The following is an 18,446-nucleotide window of genomic DNA, read 5'->3' as shown; positions in this document are numbered from 1 at the left end:
TCACTAACAACCACATATTCCAGCTTCCACCATTTTTTTGCGTTGTTCCTTGGTTGTCTTAGAGCTGGGGCGGCCCCCCCCGCAGGGGGCCCCCCCCCCCTCTCCCCTGTGTCCGTCCCTGCTTACTTCTTCTTCGCGCCGCGCTTCTCGCGCACCCGTACGGAGATGTGGATCGGCGTGCCCTCGAAGCTGAACTCCTCGCGCAGCCGGCGTTCGATGAAGCGGCGGTAGCCCGCCTCGATGAAGCCGGAGGCGAACAGGACGAACCGCGGCGGCTTGGTGCCGGCCTGGGTGCCGAACAGGATGCGCGGCTGCTTCCCGCCCCGGACCGGGTGCGGGTGGGCCGAGACCAGTTCGCCGAGGAAGGCGTTGAGGCGGCCGGTGGGGACCCGGGTCTCCCAGCCGGCGAGGGCGGTCTCGATGGCGGGGACCAGCTTCTCCATGTGCCGGCCGGTGCGGGCCGAGACGTTGACGCGGGGTGCCCAGGCGACCTGGCCTAGCTCGGTCTCGATCTCGCGCTCCAGGTAGTAGCGGCGCTCCTCGTCGAGGGTGTCCCACTTGTTGAAGGCGAGGACGACCGCGCGGCCCGCCTCGACGGCCATGGTGACGATGCGCTGGTCCTGCACCGAGATGTTCTCGGAGGCGTCCAGCAGGATGACCGCGAGCTCGGCCTTCTCGACGGCGGCCGCGGTGCGCAGCGAGGCGTAGTAGTCGGCGCCCTGCTGGAGGTGGACGCGCTTGCGGATGCCGGCGGTGTCGACGAACTTCCAGGTGATGCCGCCGAGTTCGATCAGTTCGTCGACCGGGTCGCGGGTGGTGCCGGCGATCTCGTTGACGACGACGCGCTCCTCGCCCGCCACCTTGTTGAGGAGGGAGGACTTGCCGACGTTCGGGCGGCCGATGAGGGCGATCCGGCGGGGGCCGCCGACCCCCGTGCCGCCGAAGGTCTGCTCGGGCGCCTCGGGCAGCGCCTCCAGGACGGCGTCCAGCATGTCGCCGGTGCCGCGGCCGTGCAGGGCGGAGACCGGGTGCGGCTCGCCGAGACCGAGCGACCAGAGGTAGGCCGCGTCGGCCTCGCCGCTGGGTCCGTCGACCTTGTTGGCGGCCAGCACGACCGGCTTGCCGGCCTTGCGCAGCAGCCGTACGACCGCCTCGTCGGTGTCGGTCGCGCCGACCTTGGCGTCGACGACGAAGACGACCGCGTCGGCCGCCTCGATCGCGTACTCGGCCTGGGCCGCCACGGAGGCGTCGATGCCGAGGACGTCCTGCTCCCAGCCGCCGGTGTCGACGACCTTGAAGCGGCGGCCCGCCCACTCGGCCTCGTAGGTCACGCGGTCCCGGGTGACACCGGGCTTGTCCTCGACGACGGCCTCGCGGCGGCCGATGATGCGGTTGACCAGGGTCGACTTGCCGACGTTGGGGCGGCCGACGACGGCGAGGACGGGCAGCGGACCGTGGCCGGCCGCCTCGATGGCGCCCTCGACGTCCTCGATGTCGAAGCCCTCTTCGGCGGCGAGCTCCATGAACTCCGCGTACTCGGTGTCACCGAGCGCCCCGTGGTCGTACTCGTGCTCAGCCGAGTCGCCGGGCTGGATGTGGTCGTTCATGAAGTCCGTACCTCGTCGTTCATCGTGGTGATCGGTGGATCAGCCGCAAAAAGGTCTGATCCACTACTCAGTGTCGCTTAGCGTCCGGTCAGACGCCTGGCGTTTTCCAGGTGGCCGGCGAGCTGCTTCTGGATGCGCTCGGTGGCCTCGTCCAGGGCCTTGCGGGTGCGCCGGCCGGTGCCGTCGCCCGCCTCGAAGGGGTCGCCGAAGACGACGTCGACGCGGGAGCGCAGCGGGGGCAGCCCCTTCACCAACCGTCCGCGCCGCTCGGAGCTTCCCAGCACGGCCACGGGGACGATCGGCGCCCCGGAGCGCACCGCGAAGTAGGCGAGGCCCGCGCGGAGCGCGGCGAAGTCGCCGTCGCCGCGGCTGCCCTCGGGGAATATGCCGAGCACTCCCCCGGCCTCCAGGACGCCGAGCGCCCGGGTGACCGCCGTGCGGTCGGTGGACTGCCGGTCCACCTTCAGCTGCCCGATCCGGGTCAGGAACGGGTCGAGCGGGCCGACGAACGCCTCCTTCTTGATGAGGAAGTGCGTCGGCCGGGGCGCCACGCCCATGACCATCGGGCCGTCGATGTTGTGGGAGTGGTTCACGGCGAGGATCGCCGGGCCCTGTGCCGGCACCTTCCAGGAGCCGAGCACGCGCGGCTTCCACAGCCCGTACATCAGGCCGACCCCGATGCGGCGCCCGGTCTCGGCGCCGCGCTGCGACGGAAGGCTCACTTCCCGGCCCGCTTCTCCTCGACGAGGGTGACGACGCACTCGATGACCTGGGCCAGCGTCAGCTCGGTGGTGTCCACCTCGACCGCGTCGCCGGCCTTGGCGAGCGGCGAGGTCTTGCGGGTGGAGTCGGCGGCGTCGCGCTTGACCAGGGCCTCGCGGGTGGCGTTGACGTCGGCGCCCTTCAGCTCGCCGCTGCGGCGGGCCGCGCGGGCCTCCGGGGAGGCGGTCAGGAAGACCTTCAGGTCGGCGTCGGGCAGCACGGTCGTACCGATGTCCCGGCCCTCGACGACGATGCCGTCCACGGCGGCGCGGGCCAGCGACCGCTGCAGCTCGCTGATCCTGGTCCGCACCTCCGGTACCGCGCTGACCGCGCTGACCTTGGAGGTGACCTCCTCGGTGCGGATCGGGCCGGAGACGTCCACGCCGTCGACGGTGATCGTCGGCTTGACCGGGTCGGTGCCCGAGACGATCTCCGCCTTGCCGGCCACCGCGGCGATCGCGGTCGGGTCGGTGAGGTCGATGCCGTTGGTCACCATCCACCAGGTGATGGCCCGGTACTGGGCGCCGGTGTCCAGGTAGCTCAGGCCGAGCTGCTCGGCCACGGCCTTGGACGTGCTCGACTTGCCGGTGCCCGAGGGGCCGTCGATCGCGACAATCACGGGCTTTACGGCGCCGTTTTCCACGGGGGGACACCTTCCGGGTGCAGGGTGGTGGGTGGTGCGCGGGCGGCGGTGCGCCCCGCACAAGGTTACCGGCCCCCGGGACCGCCGTTTCCAGCGCTACTGCCGCAGCGCCCAGCCCCGGTCCCGCAGCGCCGACGTGAGCACGGGCACCGCCTTCGGCTCCACCCAGAGCTGGACGTGACCGGCCTGCTGACCGGTCGCGTGCTCGATCCGGACGTCCTCGATGTTGACGCCGGCCGCCCCGGCGTCGGCGAAGATCCGGGCCAGCTGGCCGGGCTGGTCGTCGATGAGCACCGCCACGACCTCGTACGTCCGCGGCGCCGAGCCGTGCTTGCCGGGTACCCGCACCTGACCGGCGTTGCCGCGGCGCAGCACGTCCTCGATGCCCGCGCCGCCCGCGCGCCGCTTCTCCTCGTCCGAGGACTGCAGGGCGCGCAGGGCGCCGACCGTCTCGTCGAGGTCGGCGGAGACGTCGGCGAGCAGGTCGGCGACCGGGCCGGGGTTCGCGGCGAGGATGTCGATCCACATCCGGGGGTCGGAGGCGGCGATCCGGGTGACGTCCCGGATGCCCTGTCCGCACAGCCGTACGGCCGTCTCGTCGGCGTGCTCCAGGCGGGCGGCGACCATGCTGGAGACCAGGTGGGGCATGTGGGAGACCAGGGCGACGGCGCGGTCGTGGGCGTCGGCGTCCATGACCACCGGCAGGGCCCGGCAGAGCGAGACCAGTTCCAGGGCGAGGTTCAGCACCTCGGTGTCGGTGTCCCGGGTCGGGGTGAGCACCCAGGGCCGGCCCTCGAAGAGGTCGGCGGTGGCCGCCAGCGGTCCGGACTTCTCCCGGCCCGACATGGGGTGCGTCCCGATGTACGACGACAGGTCCAGGCCCTTCGCCTCCAGTTCCCGGCGCGGGCCGCCCTTGACGCTGGCCACGTCGGCGTAGCCGCGGGCCACGCCCCTGCTCATCGCGTCCGCGAGGACGGCGGCGACATGGGCGGGCGGGGCGGCGACGATGGCCAGGTCGACCGGGCCGTCGGGGGCCTCGTCGGTGCCGGCGCCGAGCGCGGCCGCGGTGCGGGCCTGCTCGGGGTCGTGGTCGGCGAGGTGGACGACGACGCCGCGCTGGGCGAGGGCGAGCGCGGCGGACGTACCGATGAGCCCGGTACCGATGACGAGCGCGGTTCTCACTGGGCGATGTCCTTGCGCAGGGCGGCCGCGGCGCCGAGGTAGACGTGGTTGATGCCGGCGCGGGGCCGGTCGGACTCGATGTGCGCCAGTATCCGCACGACGCGGGGCATGGCGCCCGCGATGTCCAGCTCCTGGGCGCAGATCAGCGGCACGTCGACGATGCCGAGCTTGCGCGCGGCGGCCGCCGGGAAGTCGCTGTGCAGGTCGGGGGTGGCCGTGAACCAGATGCTGATCAGGTCGTCGGCGGTCAGGCCGTTCCGCTCCAGGATGGCCGTGAGCAGCGCTCCGACCTGCTGGTCCATGTGACCGGCCTCGTCCCGCTCCAGCTGGACGGCCCCCCGGACCGCTCGTACCGCCACGGCGCTGCTCCTGTTCTGACGTCGCCCTCTTGCTCCGTCCAGCCTAGTCAGACCGCCGCCGGGCCCGTGCGCCGTGCCCGCCGGCTGAGACGGCCCCTGGCCCTGCCGGTCTCTCTAGTCCTTCCGGGCGGCGGGAGCGGACTTCGCGAGGGTCTCCAGGAGCCCGCCGAGCGAGCCGCCGCCCTGGCCGTGGCTCATCGCGCCGATCAGCGTGGTCAGCATCTCGGCGCCCTCGCCGTCGTCGCCCAGGAGGCTGCCGAGTATGTTTTCGAGGTCATTGCCTGCCATGGCCTCAATGTCACGCATATGACCCAATTCCGCTACTTGGGGTGAAACACCCCTGTGCGCCTCTTTACGCCGGGCCCGCCGGTCCGCTCTGATGGCAGGCAGACCCGCCTCGGGGAGGTCCGCCATGAAACGCCCCGGTCCGTTGCTGACCCTGCTCGCGGGTCTGCTGCTCGGCCTGCTCACGCTGACGCTCGACGCGACGGCGGGGACGAGTCACGCCTCGTCGTCGTACCAGGAGAAGCCACCGAGTCCGACGCCGACGAGCAGCACGGCGTCCCCGGCCCCGGCCCCGTTGCCGTCGAAGATCGCCGACGCCTCCTACGCCGGCCGCACCGACGACGACTCGTCCTCCGTCGCCGTCTCGGTCCGCGACGGGAGGGCGATCGCGTACTTCTGCGACGGGCGCAGCAAGGAGTCCTGGCTCAAGGGCCGGGTGCTGCCCGACGGCAGCATGAGGCTGACCGGCGGCCACGGCGCCGCGTTGAACGGCACGCTGCAGGACGGCAGCCGCATCCGCGGGGCCGTCGACCTGGACGGCGGCCACTACGCCTTCACCGCCCGGAAGGCCGTCAAGGGGTCGGGCCTGTACCGGGCCACGGCGACCGTGCGCGGGGCGAAGGTCGAAGGCGGCTGGATCGTGCTCGCCGACGGCCGCCAGGTCGGCATCGTCGACCGCGAGGGCACGCCTTCGTCCGCACCCCGCATCGACCCGGAGACCGGCGCCGTGACGGTGGACGGACAGCCGCTGACGGCCAGCCCGGTCCTCCCCTGACATCCGGCCGTGACCCGAGGGAGCCGACCATGACCGTCGACCCGAACGCCGCCACCCAGAGCTGGCCGCCGCAGGAGCCGAACCACCACAACCCGCGCCCCGCCCGCTATCTCGTCCCCGTCCTGGTGGCCGGCGCGGTCGCGGTCGCCCTCGGCGTGTACGGCAGGATCCACCACCCGACCGGGAGCGTCTTCGGCCTCGGCGCCTTCAGCAGCACATTCGCCGGGAAGTCGTGGCTCGCCTCGATCGCGTTCTTCTTCGCGCTCGTCCAGCTGGTCTCCGCGCTGATGCTGTACGGCAGGCTGCCGGGACCGCGCTGGGCCTCGGGCCTGCACCGCTGGTCGGGGCGGATCGCCTTCCTGGTCGCCGTCCCCGTGGCGGTGCACTGCCTGTACGCGTTGGGCTATCAGACGTACGAAACACGCGTTTTGTGGCACTCCATCCTGGGTTGCTTCTTCTTCGGTGTTTTCAGTGCCAAGATGCTGCTGCTCCGCTGGGAGCGACTCCCTGGCTGGCTGCTGCCGATCGTCGGTGGGCTGGTGTTCGCCGTGCTCACGCTCGTCTGGCTGACGTCCGCATTCTGGTTCTTCCGCACGTTCGGAGTGAAGACATGACCGACGGCTCCACTCGGCGCAGCATGCTCACGACGGGTACCGCGGCGCTCGCCGCGACCTGCGTGGGCTGCGGCAACAACAACGGCAACGGCTCCTCCAGCTCGTCCGGGACGCCCACCTCGTCCGGGACTCCCGCCTCCCCCGCGTCGCCCACCGCCGGATCGTCCGCCTCCGAGTCGGCGAGCGCGGCCGCCGGGAAGGCGCTGGCGCAGACGAGTGACATCCCGGAGGGCGGCGGCACGATCTTCAAGGCCCAGAAGATCGTGGTGACCCAGCCGACGAAGGGCGAGTTCAAGGCCTTCTCGGCGATCTGCACGCACGAGGGCTGCACCGTGAGCCAGGTGGTGGACGGCACCATCGACTGCCCCTGCCACGGCAGCAAGTACCACATCGCCGACGGCTCGGTCGCCCACGGCCCGGCGACGAGGCCGCTGCCGGCCGAGTCGATCACGGTGAGCGGAAATTCGATCACCATGGGCTGACCGGCCACGTACGCTCCCGGGCATGCAGCCCGAGGACCTGGTACGCGACCACACGATCTACACCTGTGTCATGGGGTCGCGGGCCTTCGGCCTGGCCACCGAGGACAGCGACACCGACCGCCGGGGTGTGTTCCTCGCCCCCACTCCCCTGTTCTGGGGCTTCGAGAAGCCGCCCACGCATGTCGAGGGGCCGGGCGAGGAACGGTTCTCCTGGGAGCTGGAGCGGTTCTGCGAGCTGGCGCTGCGGGCCAATCCGAACATCCTGGAGTGCCTGCACTCGCCCCTGGTCGAGCACCTCGACGACACGGGCCGCGAGCTGCTCGCCCTGCGCGGCGCCTTCCTCTCCCGGCGCGCCCACGGCACCTTCACCCGCTACGCCCTCGGCCAGCGCCGGAAGCTCGACGCGGACGTGCGGACGCACGGCGCCCCGCGCTGGAAGCACGCGATGCACCTGCTGCGGCTGCTGACGAGCGCCCGCGACCTGCTGCGCACCGGCGAGCTGACGATCGACGTCGGCGACCGGCGCGCGGAGTTCCTGGCGGTGAAGCGGGGCGAGGTCCCCTGGGCGGAGGTCGAGTCCCGGATGGCCCGGCTCGCCGCGGAGACCGAGCGGGCCCTGCCCGGATCCCCGCTCCCCGCGGAGCCGGACCACGCGCGCGTGGCCGACTTCCTCTTCCGGGCGCGCCGGGACTCAGCCCTCCAGACGCACGCGGATCACCAGGTCGTGCAGGGCGTCGTGCGCACTGGGCGCGTCGGGCAGCGCTGAGCCGTTCTGCGCCTCGTCGAGCAGGAGGTGCAGCCGCTCCACGTCGGCCTCCACGCGCGCGTGCCCGACAGCGGCCCTGCCGTGCTCCTGCTCGGCCTTGGCGGCGATCAGCTCGGGCAGGTGGGCCGGGACCTCGGGCACCTCACCGAGGAGCGTGGGCAGATGGGCCTGCACCTCGCCGCTGCGCATCAGGTGGATGCCGGTGAGCAGCACCCGGAACGTGTAGAGCAGCGGTTTGAGTTCGCCGGTCTTCTCGAACAGCCGCCACTGGGTGACCGCGAACCCGCGGTAGTGGTGGGCGTGGTGGCTGGTGAGCACGCCCGGGGCGAGAGCGACCAGCTCGCGGTGCGTGTCGCCGGTGTGCACGACGAGCGGCGACAGGAGCTGCTCCAGGACGTAGCCGTTGCGGCGCAGCATCAGCCGGGCGAACTTGCGCAGGTCGTGGGTGACGAGGTCCATCTCGACGCCGTAGCGCACCCAGGTCTTCGAGCGGGTCTCCTCCGGCTCGCGCAGCCCGACCAGGTCGGCGGCGGGCAGCAGATGGACGCCCCGCAGGTCCAGGTCGGAGTCCCGGGACGGGAAGCCGTACAGGTGCGCGCCGGAGACGGTCGCGAACAGCAGGGGGTCGGGCTGTTCGGCGACGACGGGCGCCAGGTCGAGGTCCGGATCAAGGTCGTCGATCATGCGCTCAAGCGTCCCAGAGCGCGCCCAGGGTCAGCAGGTCGCCCCCGTACTCGATCCGGTCGGCCCACTCGGTCGGCCAGGCACCCGCGCCCAGCCAGGCGCCCGCGAACGCCCCGGTGAGGCAGGCGATCGAATCCGAGTCGCCGGAGGAACAGGCTCCCCGGCGCAGGGCGAGCAGCGGCTCGCCGGGGAAGAGCAGGAAGCAGAGCAGACCGGTCGCGAGGGCCTCCTCGGCGATCCAGCCGGCGCCGGTGGCCAGGCACGGATCGGCCTCCGGCGAGGCGGTCCGCGCGGCCTCCTGGAGCCGGTCGAGGATCTCCAGGCACTCGTCCCAGCCGCGCGCCATGAACTCCTCGGGGGTCGCGTCCTGGCTGCGGGTCCACAGGTCGCCGAGCCAGGTGTGGTGGTAGCGGGCGCGGTTCTCGCGGGCGTAGGACCGCAGCCGGTCGACGAGCCCGTCGGGTTCGGTCCCCTGCGCGAGCAGGTGTACGGCACGCGCGGTGAGGTCGGAGGCGGCCAGCGCGGTGGGGTGGCCGTGGGTGAGGGCGGCCTGCAACTGGGCGGCGCCGGCGCGCTGTTCGTCGCTCAGTCCCGGCGCGAGCCCGACGGGCGCGACCCGCATGTTGGCGCCGCAGCCCTTGGAGTCGATCTGGCTGGCGTCCTGCCAGGCGCGCCTCTCGTCCTTCAGGAGCGCGCACGCGCGCAGACAGGTGTTGCCCGGCGCCCGGTTGTTGTCCGGCGACTCGTACCAGGCCACGAACTCCTTGCGCAGCGGCCGCTCCAGGTGCTCGGGCGCGAGCACCCCCCGGTCCATCGCGGTGCGTATCGCGTGGCCCACGGCGAGGGTCATCTGGGTGTCGTCCGAGACGACGGCAGGCCTCGGCAGCCCCATCTCCCGCCACGGTCCGGACTTGGCGAGGATCGAGGGCACGTCGTTGAACTCGGTGGGGAAGCCGAGCGCGTCCCCGAGGGCGAGACCGATCAGGGAGCCGGTGGCGGCGCGCTTGTCGCCGATGTTCGTGGTCATGCGGGGCGTCCTTCCCGGGACGGGCGGAGCAGGGGCGGGTGGAGCGCGGTGGCGGTGCCCGCGCGATAGAGGGCGGCCGGTTTGCCGCGGCCGCCGGTCAACCGGGCGGCGCCCGGGACGGGTTCGACGAAGCCCGGGGTGGCGAGCACCTTGCGGCGGAAGTTGGGGCGGTCCAGTGCGACCCCCCACACGGTCTCGTAGACGTGCTGCAGCTCGCCGAGCGTGAACTCGGGCGGGCAGAAGGCGGTGGCGAGACAGCTGTACTCCAGCTTCGCGCCGACCCGTTCATGGGCGTCGGCCAGGATCCGGTCGTGGTCGAAGGCGAGCGGCCGGCCCGGGTCGTACGGCAGCCAGCGCGCCTGGGCCGCGTCACCGCCGCCGTGCGGCTCGGGGGCGTCGGGCAGCAGCGCGGTGAAGGCGACGGAGACGACCCGCATCCTCGGGTCGCGGTCCGGCTCGCTGTAGGTCCGCAGCTGCTCCAGGTGCAGTCCGGACACGTCCGACAGTCCGGTCTCCTCGGCGAGTTCCCGCCGGGCCGCCGTCTCGGCCGACTCCCGCGGCAGCAGGAAGCCGCCGGGCAGCGCCCACTGTCCGGCGTACGGCTCCTGCCCGCGCTCGACGAGCAGCACGTGCAGGGCGCCGGCGCGGAGGGTGAGGACGGCGAGGTCGACGGTGACGGCGAAGGGTTCGAAGGCGTACTTGTCGTAGCCCTGCATGCGCCCGTCCACCCCCTCGATGATCGATGCGACTAATAGTCGTCACGACTATAAAGAGTCGGGGGAAGCCGCGCAAGCCCTCAGTGGTCGCTGGAGCCCCGTTCGCGGATACGACGGCGGCCGGTCCCGGAGTGCCCGGGACCGGCCGTCGGAGAGCCGCACACGCCGCCTTACGGGGTTGTGCGGCCCCGGAAGCGTCTAGAGGTCGACTTCCTTCATGAGCATCCCGACCTCGGTGTTGGACAGGCGGCGCAGCCAGCCCGACTTCTGGTCGCCGAGGGTGATCGGGCCGAAGGCGACCCGCACCAGCTTGTCGACCGGGAACCCGGCCTCCGCCAGCATGCGCCGCACGATGTGCTTGCGGCCCTCGTGCAGGGTGACCTCGACGAGGTAGTTCTTGCCGGTCTGCTCGACGACCCGGAAGTGGTCCGCGCGCGCGTACCCGTCCTCCAGCTGGATGCCGTCCTTGAGCTTCTTGCCGAGGTCGCGCGGGATGGGGCCCACGATGTGCGCGAGGTAGGTCTTCTTCACGCCGTACTTGGGGTGGGTCAGCCGGTGCGCCAGCTCGCCGTGGTTGGTGAGCAGGATGACGCCCTCGGTCTCGGTGTCCAGACGCCCCACGTGGAAGAGCCGGGTCTCCCGGTTGGTGACGTAGTCGCCGAGGCACTGCCGCCCGTCCGGGTCCTCCATGGTGGAGACCACGCCGGCCGGCTTGTTCAGCGAGAAGAACTGGTACGACTGCGTGGCGACGGTCAGCCCGTCGACGCGGACCTCGTCCTTCTCCGGGTCGACGCGCTTGCCCTGCTCCAGGACGATCTCGCCGTTGACCTCGACCCTGGCCTGCTCGATCAGCTCCTCGCAGGCGCGCCGCGAGCCGTAGCCCGCGCGGGCGAGGACCTTCTGCAGCCGCTCGCCCTCCTCCTCGGCGCCCGGGAAGGTCTTGGGGAGCTTCACGTCCGGCTTGCCGGCGTACCGCTCGCGGTTGCGCTCCTCGGCCCGGGCGTCGTACTCACGGGAGCTCGCCGGAGCCGTCCGGCCGCGCCCGGTGCCCTGGCCCTGCCGGGGTCCGCCCTTGGCGCCGCCGCGCGCCGAGGCACCACGGCCCGACTTCGGGCCGTCCTGGGTGGCGCCGGGGCCCACGTCGTAGCGCCGCTCCTCCGGGCGCGGCTTCTTCGGCCGGCCGGCGCCCTGCTTGTCGTCGCGGGCGTTCCCGGCGCCGCGGTAGTTACCGCGCCCACCGCTGCTCCCGCCGCGGCCGCCGCTGTTGCCACCACGGCTCCCGCCGTTGTTTCCGCTGCTGTTCCTGCCGCTGCTGCTTCGCATCAAAGTTCCGTCTAGTCGTCTGCGTCGTCTGTACCCGGCGCATCGGGTGCGTCCGGATCGAACGACGGTACGCCCTCCTGGGTCTCGGCCTCGATCGCCTCCGCCTCCGGGAGGAAGGGCGCGAGCTCCGGGAGCTCGTCCAGGCCGCGCAGGCCCATCCGCTCCAGGAAGTAGTTCGTCGTCCTGTACAGGATCGCACCTGTTTCGGGTTCCGCGCCCGCCTCCTCGACCAGACCGCGCTGGAGCAGGGTGCGCATCACACCGTCGCAGTTGACCCCGCGGACGACGGAGACCCGGCTGCGGCTCACCGGCTGGCGGTACGCGACGACCGCGAGGGTCTCCAGGGCGGCCTGGGTCAGCCGGGCCGTCTGCCCCTCCAGGACCAGCCGCTCGACGGCGGGCGCGTACTCGCCGCGCGTGTAGAAGCGCCAGCCGCCCGCGACGAACCGCAGCTCGAAGCCGCGGCCCTGTGCGGTGTACTCCTCGGCCAGCGCCCGCAGCGCCTTCGTGATCGTCTGCTTCGGCCGCTCCAGGAGCTTGGACAGGTGCTCGGCGGTGGCGGGCTCGTCCACGACCATGAGGACGGCCTCCAGGGCCGGCTTGAGGTCGAGGTCGGCGACGGGCCGCAGCCCCGCCGGCAGCTCCGTGGTGTCCTCGCTCACGCCTTCTCCTCCTTGGGCGGCTCGGGCGGCCGGTCGAACTCGTCGGTGACCGTCGGCCGGGTCTGCCCGTCCCCGCCGGTCCACCGCACGATCAGATCGCCGAGCGCGGTCTCCTGGTCCAGGGCGACGGCCTTCTCGCGGTACAGCTCCAGGAGGGCCAGGAAGCGGGCGACGACGGTGAGCGTGTTGTCGGTGTCCTCGATGAGCACCCGGAAGCTGGCCTCCCCCAGCTCCCGCAGCCGCGCCACCACGATCCCGGCCTGCTCCTGCACGCTGACCAGCGGGGCGTGGATGTGGTCGACGTACACCTGCGGCTTGGGCTTGGGCTGCATCGCCTTGACCGCGAGCTTGGCGAACCCCTCAGGACCGATGCTGATGACGACCTCGGGCAGCAGCTCGGCCAGATGCGGCTCCAGGCCGACGGTACGGGGCCAGCGGCGGGCCTCGTCGTCCAGGCGCCGGTTGAAGATGTCGGCGATCTGTTTGTACGCCCGGTACTGCAGCAGCCGCGCGAACAGCAGATCCCGCGCCTCCAGCAACGCCAGGTCGGCCTCGTCCTCGACCTCGGCGGCGGGCAGCAGCCGGGCGGCCTTCAGGTCGAGCAGCGTGGCGGCCACGACGAGGAACTCGGTCGTCTGGTCCAGGTCCCAGTCCGGCCCCATGGCCCGGATGTGCGCCATGAACTCGTCGGTCACCTTGGACAGCGCGACCTCGGTGACGTCCAGCTTGTGCTTGGAGATCAGCTGGAGGAGCAGATCGAAGGGCCCCTCGAAGTTGGCGAGCCGGACCTTGAAGACGCCGTCCCGCTGATCCTCGGGTTCTGGAGCTTCGGCGACAGGGGGCTGGGGTTCGACAGCACCGGGCACCTCTTCAGGCTCGCCCGCGTTGTGTCCACCGGCCTCAGCAGGAGCCTCGACCTCAGCCGACACCGGCCCCTCGTCCGCCAACGGCACGGTTTCCGGCGCCGGAGGCGAAACCCCCGGCCCCCTCCCCAGCGCACGCCTGCGCCCGGCGCCGGGGCCGGAAGCGGAAACGTCGTTCGAGGTCATAGCCCCCGCAGGCTACCCCTACCGCCCACGCAGCCGTCGTACGAGGATGCTCGCGTCCCCGCGGGACTCCAGGTCGGCCAGGACCACGGCGACCGCCTCGCGGACGATCCGGCCCCGGTCCACGGCCAGCCCGTGCTCGCCCCGGAGCACGAGACGGGCGTGCTCCAGGTCCATCAGCTCCTCGGCCGAGACGTACACGGTGATCTTCTCGTCGTGCCGCTCCCGCCCGCTGGGCCGCCGGGCGGGCGCCCTGCCCCCGCGCTTGCGCGGCTGGGCCTGGGGGTCGACGCCAGAACCTTCCTGCACCCCCTGCCGGCGCGGCCCGGAGGGCGCCACCGTGGCCGACGCGGCGCGGTTGCGGGACTCCCCGGCGTCGGCCGGCTCGGCCTCCGCCGCCACGTGCTCCGCGCCTTCCCCGTCGCCGCCCTGCACGGGCACCGACTGGGGCGCGTCCTCGGCGGCCCCGGCCGCCGTCTCGTCGCTCTCCCCCGCGGGAGCCGGCACCCGGGCCTCGCCGTTGGCCGGGCGCCTGGGAGTGGACGGCTGCAACGCCATCCCCCCGGTCGTACGGAACAGTTCGTCGGCCCCGGGCAGACTCACTCGGCGTGACACCGGGCGAGCACCTCCCTGGCGAGCTGGCGATAGGCGGCGGCACCGACGGAGTTGGAGGCGTACGTGGTGATCGGCTCGCCGGCGACCGTGGTCTCCGGGAAGCGGACCGTGCGGCCGATGACCGTGTGGTAGACGTGGTCGTCGAACGCCTCGACCACACGGGCCAGCACCTCACGGCTGTGGACCGTGCGCGAGTCGTACATGGTGGCGAGGATGCCGTCGAGCTCCAGCTCCGGGTTGAGCCGCTCCTGGACCTTCTCGATGGTCTCGGTCAGCAGGGCGACACCGCGCAGGGCGAAGAACTCGCACTCAAGCGGCACGATCACCTTGTGAGCGGCCGTCAGCGCGTTGACCGTGAGCAGGCCGAGCGAGGGCTGACAGTCGATCACGATGTAGTCGTAGTCGGGCAGCAGCGGCTTCAGGGCGCGCTGCAGCGTCGACTCGCGGGCCACCTCGGAGACCAGCTGGACCTCGGCGGCCGACAGGTCGATGTTGGAGGGCAGCAGGTCCATGTTGGGGACCGCGGTCTTCAGGAGGACCTCGTCGGCCGCCATGCCCCGCTCCATGAGCAGGTTGTAGACGGTGAGGTCGAGCTCCATCGGGTTGACGCCGAGGCCGACCGACAGCGCGCCCTGCGGGTCGAAGTCCACGAGCAGCACCCGCCGGCCGTACTCCGCGAGCGCGGCACCCAGGTTGATGGTCGACGTGGTCTTGCCGACGCCGCCCTTCTGGTTGCACATCGCGATGATCGTCGCGGGGCCGTGACTGGTCACCGGGCCCGGGATCGGGAAGTACGGGAGCGGGCGCCCGGTCGGGCCGACGCGCTCGCGGCGCTGGCGGGCCGCGTCGGGCGCGAGCGTGGCCGCGTACTCCGGATCGGGCTCGTACTCGGCGTCGGGGTCGTAGAAGTGCCCGTCGGGCAGTTCGTCGTAGTCGGCGAATTGGTTGTGGGGCGCGCCACTTCCGTCGCCGGCCAGGGCGTTCACGTGATGGCCATCCATGCTCTGGTGTGCTGTCCGCGTGGTCAGCGGACTCCGGGCTGCTGCGAAGGTACGCACGGCGACGGAGCCGACAGCCTCGAACCCCGCGGAACCCTGGTCCCGTACCGGCATTCCTGGTTGACCACCCCCGGGAGAAAATGTCGACTCATTCACAAGTCGTCTTACCTCCTTGGTGACCAGGAAACTTCTAGACAGGTCAGCGTGGCACTATGCCGACGGTTGGCGACTCTATGGCGTGTCGGGCGTTCGCAGCAACACAATCCGCCGGACCCGGCAGGATGTGTCGGCAATGAAACATCCCGCTGTCAAGGGCGTACGGCCGTCGCACAGCAGGTTTCACCGGTGTGCGAATCGGTCGAAGGGTTACGTTCGAGGCGAGTTGACCGCAAGTCGCAAAGTGACCATACACACATCTGGCCGGACCTTGTCGGGCAAGGTCCGGCCGGATGTGCGCGATTGACGCGGCTTGTTGACGTATCGCCTTTACGAAAAGGTGACTTGCCCGTCCGGGCCTGCTCAGCCGATGAGCGTGTCGAGGTCCACGTGCTCCAGGCCGTGCGCCTCGGCGACCTCCTTGTAGACGACCTTGCCGTCATGGGTGTTGAGGCCCTTGGCGAGCGCGGCGTCGCGGCGCAGCGCCTCGGCCCAGCCGTTGTCCGCGAGCGAGACGATGTACGGGAGCGTGGCGTTGGTCAGCGCGTAGGTGGAGGTGTTGGGCACCGCGCCGGGCATGTTGGCGACGCAGTAGAAGACCGACTCGTGAACCTTGAAGGTCGGCTCGGCGTGCGTGGTGGGGCGGGAGTCCTCGAAGCAGCCGCCCTGGTCGATCGCGATGTCGACAAGGACACTTCCCGGCTTCATGCGGGAGACCAGCTCGTTGGTGACGAGCTTCGGGGCCTTGGCGCCCGGGATGAGCACCGCGCCGACCACGAGGTCGGCCTCCAGGCAGGCCTTCTCCAGCTCGAAGGCGTTGGACATGACGGCCTTGACCTTGGTGCCGAAGATCCGGTCGGCCTCGCGCAGCTTGTTGATGTCGCGGTCGAGCAGGGTCACGTCGAAGCCCATGCCGATGGCGATCTGCACGGCGTTCCAGCCGGAGACGCCGCCGCCGATGACGACGGCCTTGGCGGGCAGCACGCCCGGGACACCGCCGGGCAGGACGCCACGGCCGCCGGCCGCGCGCATCAGGTGGTAGGCGCCGACCTGCGGGGCGAGCCGGCCCGCGACCTCGGACATGGGCGCGAGCAGCGGGAGCGCGCGGCTGGGCAGCTCGACGGTCTCATAGGCGATCGCCGTGGTGCCGGACTCCAGGAGGGCGTCCGTGCACTCCTTGGAGGCGGCCAGGTGCAGGTAGGTGAAGAGGGTCTGGTCCTTGCGGAGGCGGTGGTACTCCTCCGCGATCGGCTCCTTGACCTTCAGCAGCAGGTCGGCGGTGGCCCACACCTCGTCGGCGGTGTCCAGGATCGTGGCGCCGGCGGCGACGTACTCGTCGTCCGGGATCGACGAGCCGAGACCCGCGCCGCGCTCGATGACGACCTGATGGCCGTGGCGCACCAGCTCGTGCACGCCGGCCGGGGTGATGGCCACCCGGAACTCGTTGTTCTTGACCTCGCGGGGGATGCCGACCTTCACGTCGATCACGGTCCTTGGCTCAGAGGGTGTGGGGGCATAGACGCACATACCCGGCATGCGATGGCATACCAGGAGACACCGCGGAAGAACCGGCGGCAGAGCCAGTTTAATGAAGGCGTTCCGACTGTCTAGCCTTTCATTGCATCAATCTTCGCCGGACACACTACGGATTTCGCAGGCATTAGCGCCGTGTTCCGGGTCGGAGTCGGGGTCCGAGGGCCCGAAGAGGTCCGGTGGCTCCTCCCCCAGCATGCGCTCGGCGGCCGAGCGGTGCAGGCTCGCGGCCGTGGAGTCGCCGAGGCGCTCCAGCGTGTCGGCGAGTCGCAGCTGGAGCGCGGCCTGGAGCCGGATGTCCTCGGCGCGGCGCGCCCACTCCACCGCCTCCTGGCAGGTGCGCAGCGACTCCTCGGGCCGTCCCGCGTACTCCTGGACCCGGGCCAGCTCGCTCAACGCCCTTGCCTGCGCGGGCACATCACCGTTCTTGCGGTGGCCGGAAACGGCCGCCCGCCACGCCCGCAGCGCCTCGCCGTACCGGCCCGCATAGGTGTGCGCGCCGGCGATACGGCCGTAGAGCCGGGCCGCCTCGGCGCGCTCGCCGCGGGCCAGGCGCTCGGCGAGGGCGCGGCCGAACCAGTCGGCGGCCCGGTCGTAGTCCCCGAGCTCCTGGTAGGTGCCACCTACGGATTCCATTGCGCGACCGGTCGCGTACGGGTCATTTGCTCTGCGTCCCGCGTCCAAAGCAGACCGATACCGCATCAGCGCGTCCGCTGTCCGCCCGGTCTGCGCGTCCAGGTCGCCGAGGTTCAGCAGCGCGGCGGCCTGCTCGCGGGGCAGGTCCCGGCGCCGGGCGACATCGAGGACAAGGCCGTGGATGCCGTACAGGTCGGGGGCCGCGGCCTGGGTGCCGAGATGCGCCACCATGGCCTTGACCAGCTGCGCCATCAGGCGGCGGGCCAGCGTGTCGAGCTCACCGTCGGCGACCGCCGCGCGGGCGGCGGCCAGCAGGGCCGGACGCCGGACGCGCAGCCAGTCGGCGGCGGCCCTCGGGGTGGGGAAGCGCAGCTCGCGCGGCAGCGCCTGGAGCTTCTCGCGGGCCTGCGGGTTGTCGGTCTCGGTGATCGCCCGGCAGGACTGCAGCAGCCGTACCGTGCGCTCCAGCATCCGGGCGCGGGCCAGCTGGAGCTCGCCGGCCCGCTCGTGGCTCTCGGCCAGCAGCAGGAGCAGCGGATGCAGGCAGCCGGGGACCTCGTACTGGGGCAACAGGGAGCCCACGGGGTGCAGCAGGCCGAAGCGGACCAGCTCGTCCAGGGTGGTGCGGGCGGTGTCGACCGAGCAGCCGGCCAGGGCGGAGGCGGTGTGCGGGTCGGCCAGACCGGCCGGGGCCAGGCTGAGGAGGCGCAGTATCCGCGCGGACCGGTCCGGCAGCTGGTCGTGCACGAACCGGAAGACGCGGGCCAGCGCCGTGCCGTCGTCCGGCTCCGCGTGCAGCCGTTTGGCGAGGTCGGAGACGGCCGCCTGGGGGCGGGCGGCGAGCCAGCCGCCCGCCAGGGCGAGCGCGGCGGGCTGCGCCTGGCAGACCTCGACCAGCGACTCGGCGGACCGGGGGTCGACGGTGATGCGGACCGAGCCGGTGTGCCGGCTGAGCAGTTCCACGGCCGACTTGGTGTCGAGGCCGCCCAGGGTGCAGGGGCGGACGTCCGAGATCCCGGTGAGCGGGCCGCCGGAGACGGCGACGGCCAGGCAGTCCGGGCTGTCGGGGAGCAGTACGTCGACCTCTTCGGCGCCGGGCGCGTCGTCGAGGAGGAGCAGCATCCGGCGCTTGGCGAGGGCGGTGCGCAGGGCGTGGGTGAGGTCGTCGGCGGCGGCGCCGGGCGGGGTGGGCAGCCGCAGGGCGGTGAGGAGGTCGCGGGCGGTGCGCTCGACGGGGACCGGGGTGCCGTCGGGCTCGGTGAGGCGGGCGCGCAGCACTCCGTCGGGGTAGCCGGGGGCGACCTGCCGGACGAGTTCCGCGGCGAGGGCGGTGCGGCCGGAGCCGGGTCTGCCGGCGATCAGCAGCACCCGGGCGCGGGGGGCCTTGCGGCCGGCGATGGTGTCCAGGCCCGCGCGCTCGATGTCGGCGCGCAGCTCCTTCAACTCCCTTGTACGGCCCAGGAACCGGTCGTCCGTGGCCGCAGGCGCCGACCGCCGTACGCCGCCTGTGTCCACCGCCTGATCCGTCACGGGCCACACTCCCGTCCCACCGCACACGCAGGCCCGCCGGGGCTC

General features: G+C 72.1%; 20 protein-coding genes. 4 read left to right on the top strand and 16 right to left on the bottom strand.

Features of this window, described 5'->3' with window-relative positions:
• Positions 1-122: 122 nt before the first annotated feature.
• The 6 genes from der to ABT137_RS47280 form a co-directional block, all read right to left on the bottom strand.
• Positions 123-1,607, bottom strand: a complete 1,485-nt coding sequence (der, locus tag ABT137_RS47305) for a ribosome biogenesis GTPase Der (protein ID WP_351719419.1) — start codon at positions 1,605-1,607, stop codon at positions 123-125.
• A gap of 77 nt (positions 1,608-1,684) precedes the next feature.
• Positions 1,685-2,272, bottom strand: a complete 588-nt coding sequence (locus ABT137_RS47300; RefSeq protein WP_351719428.1) for a lysophospholipid acyltransferase family protein — start codon at positions 2,270-2,272, stop codon at positions 1,685-1,687.
• Between the two features lie 53 nt (positions 2,273-2,325).
• Positions 2,326-3,012 carry a (d)CMP kinase gene (gene cmk, locus ABT137_RS47295; RefSeq protein WP_351719417.1) on the bottom strand — a complete coding sequence of 229 codons (687 nt, stop codon included), beginning with the start codon at positions 3,010-3,012 and terminating at the stop codon, positions 2,326-2,328.
• A 96-nt stretch (positions 3,013-3,108) separates the two neighbouring features.
• Positions 3,109-4,194, bottom strand: coding sequence for a prephenate dehydrogenase (locus ABT137_RS47290; protein ID WP_351719415.1), 1,086 nt, complete (start codon positions 4,192-4,194; stop codon positions 3,109-3,111).
• On the bottom strand, positions 4,191-4,553 hold the full coding sequence (aroH, locus tag ABT137_RS47285; protein ID WP_351719412.1) for a chorismate mutase: 363 nt from the start codon (positions 4,551-4,553) through the stop codon (positions 4,191-4,193). The genes ABT137_RS47290 and aroH overlap by 4 nt, the downstream gene beginning before the upstream one ends.
• A gap of 114 nt (positions 4,554-4,667) precedes the next feature.
• Positions 4,668-4,841 carry a hypothetical protein gene (locus ABT137_RS47280; RefSeq protein ID WP_351719410.1) on the bottom strand — a complete coding sequence of 58 codons (174 nt, stop codon included), beginning with the start codon at positions 4,839-4,841 and terminating at the stop codon, positions 4,668-4,670.
• A 124-nt stretch (positions 4,842-4,965) separates the two neighbouring features.
• On the opposite strand from ABT137_RS47280, the gene ABT137_RS47275 reads away from it, so the two are divergent.
• Genes ABT137_RS47275 through ABT137_RS47260 form a run of 4 tightly spaced genes read left to right on the top strand, consistent with a single transcriptional unit; the run spans position 4,966 to position 7,475 of the window.
• Positions 4,966-5,613, top strand: coding sequence for a hypothetical protein (locus ABT137_RS47275; protein ID WP_351719407.1), 648 nt, complete (start codon positions 4,966-4,968; stop codon positions 5,611-5,613).
• A 29-nt stretch (positions 5,614-5,642) separates the two neighbouring features.
• Positions 5,643-6,227, top strand: coding sequence for a DUF6529 family protein (locus tag ABT137_RS47270; protein WP_351719405.1), 585 nt, complete (start codon positions 5,643-5,645; stop codon positions 6,225-6,227).
• Positions 6,224-6,709 (top strand): Rieske (2Fe-2S) protein, encoded by a 486-nt coding sequence (locus ABT137_RS47265; protein WP_351719402.1) that lies wholly within the window; start codon positions 6,224-6,226, stop codon positions 6,707-6,709. The genes ABT137_RS47270 and ABT137_RS47265 overlap by 4 nt, the downstream gene beginning before the upstream one ends.
• Before the next feature lie 22 nt (positions 6,710-6,731).
• On the top strand, positions 6,732-7,475 hold the full coding sequence (locus ABT137_RS47260; RefSeq protein ID WP_351719400.1) for a nucleotidyltransferase domain-containing protein: 744 nt from the start codon (positions 6,732-6,734) through the stop codon (positions 7,473-7,475).
• On the opposite strand, the gene ABT137_RS47255 is transcribed toward ABT137_RS47260, so the two are convergent.
• The 10 genes from ABT137_RS47255 to ABT137_RS47210 all read right to left on the bottom strand — a co-directional run bounded on the left by ABT137_RS47255 (position 7,401) and on the right by ABT137_RS47210 (position 18,401).
• Positions 7,401-8,159, bottom strand: a complete 759-nt coding sequence (locus ABT137_RS47255; protein ID WP_351719398.1) for a nucleotidyltransferase domain-containing protein — start codon at positions 8,157-8,159, stop codon at positions 7,401-7,403. The two genes, ABT137_RS47260 and ABT137_RS47255, sit on opposite strands and share 75 nt — an antisense overlap.
• A 4-nt stretch (positions 8,160-8,163) precedes the next feature.
• A complete protein-coding gene (locus ABT137_RS47250; protein ID WP_351719395.1) occupies positions 8,164-9,186 on the bottom strand; it encodes an ADP-ribosylglycohydrolase family protein in 1,023 nt (340 codons plus the stop codon).
• Positions 9,183-9,902, bottom strand: coding sequence for an NUDIX hydrolase (locus tag ABT137_RS47245; RefSeq protein WP_293991942.1), 720 nt, complete (start codon positions 9,900-9,902; stop codon positions 9,183-9,185). Before ABT137_RS47245 ends, ABT137_RS47250 begins: the two co-directional genes overlap by 4 nt.
• Positions 9,903-10,100: 198 nt before the next feature.
• On the bottom strand, positions 10,101-11,225 hold the full coding sequence (locus ABT137_RS47240; RefSeq protein ID WP_351719393.1) for a pseudouridine synthase: 1,125 nt from the start codon (positions 11,223-11,225) through the stop codon (positions 10,101-10,103).
• 11 nt (positions 11,226-11,236) lie between these two features.
• Entirely contained in the window at positions 11,237-11,887 is a 651-nt protein-coding gene (gene scpB / locus ABT137_RS47235) for an SMC-Scp complex subunit ScpB (RefSeq protein ID WP_351719391.1), read from the bottom strand.
• A complete protein-coding gene (locus tag ABT137_RS47230; protein ID WP_351719388.1) occupies positions 11,884-12,936 on the bottom strand; it encodes a segregation and condensation protein A in 1,053 nt (350 codons plus the stop codon). The genes scpB and ABT137_RS47230 overlap by 4 nt, the downstream gene beginning before the upstream one ends.
• Before the next feature lie 18 nt (positions 12,937-12,954).
• Positions 12,955-13,548 carry a hypothetical protein gene (locus tag ABT137_RS47225; RefSeq protein ID WP_351719385.1) on the bottom strand — a complete coding sequence of 198 codons (594 nt, stop codon included), beginning with the start codon at positions 13,546-13,548 and terminating at the stop codon, positions 12,955-12,957.
• The gene (locus ABT137_RS47220) at positions 13,533-14,660 is read right to left on the bottom strand and encodes a ParA family protein (RefSeq protein WP_351719382.1); all 1,128 of its coding nucleotides are present in this window, start codon (positions 14,658-14,660) and stop codon (positions 13,533-13,535) included. Before ABT137_RS47220 ends, ABT137_RS47225 begins: the two co-directional genes overlap by 16 nt.
• A 405-nt stretch (positions 14,661-15,065) precedes the next feature.
• The gene (ald, locus tag ABT137_RS47215) at positions 15,066-16,190 is read right to left on the bottom strand and encodes an alanine dehydrogenase (protein ID WP_351719379.1); all 1,125 of its coding nucleotides are present in this window, start codon (positions 16,188-16,190) and stop codon (positions 15,066-15,068) included.
• Between the two features lie 135 nt (positions 16,191-16,325).
• Positions 16,326-18,401: a tetratricopeptide repeat protein gene (locus ABT137_RS47210; protein WP_351719377.1), complete on the bottom strand. Its 2,076-nt coding sequence runs from the start codon at positions 18,399-18,401 to the stop codon at positions 16,326-16,328.
• Between the last annotated feature and the right edge of the window lie 45 nt (positions 18,402-18,446).

Source organism: Streptomyces sp. NPDC001980 (assembly GCF_040296885.1).
GTDB lineage: Bacteria > Actinomycetota > Actinomycetes > Streptomycetales > Streptomycetaceae > Streptomyces.
The sequence above is the reverse complement of the archived record's forward strand: the minus strand, read 5'-3'. Positions and strand labels throughout refer to the sequence as shown.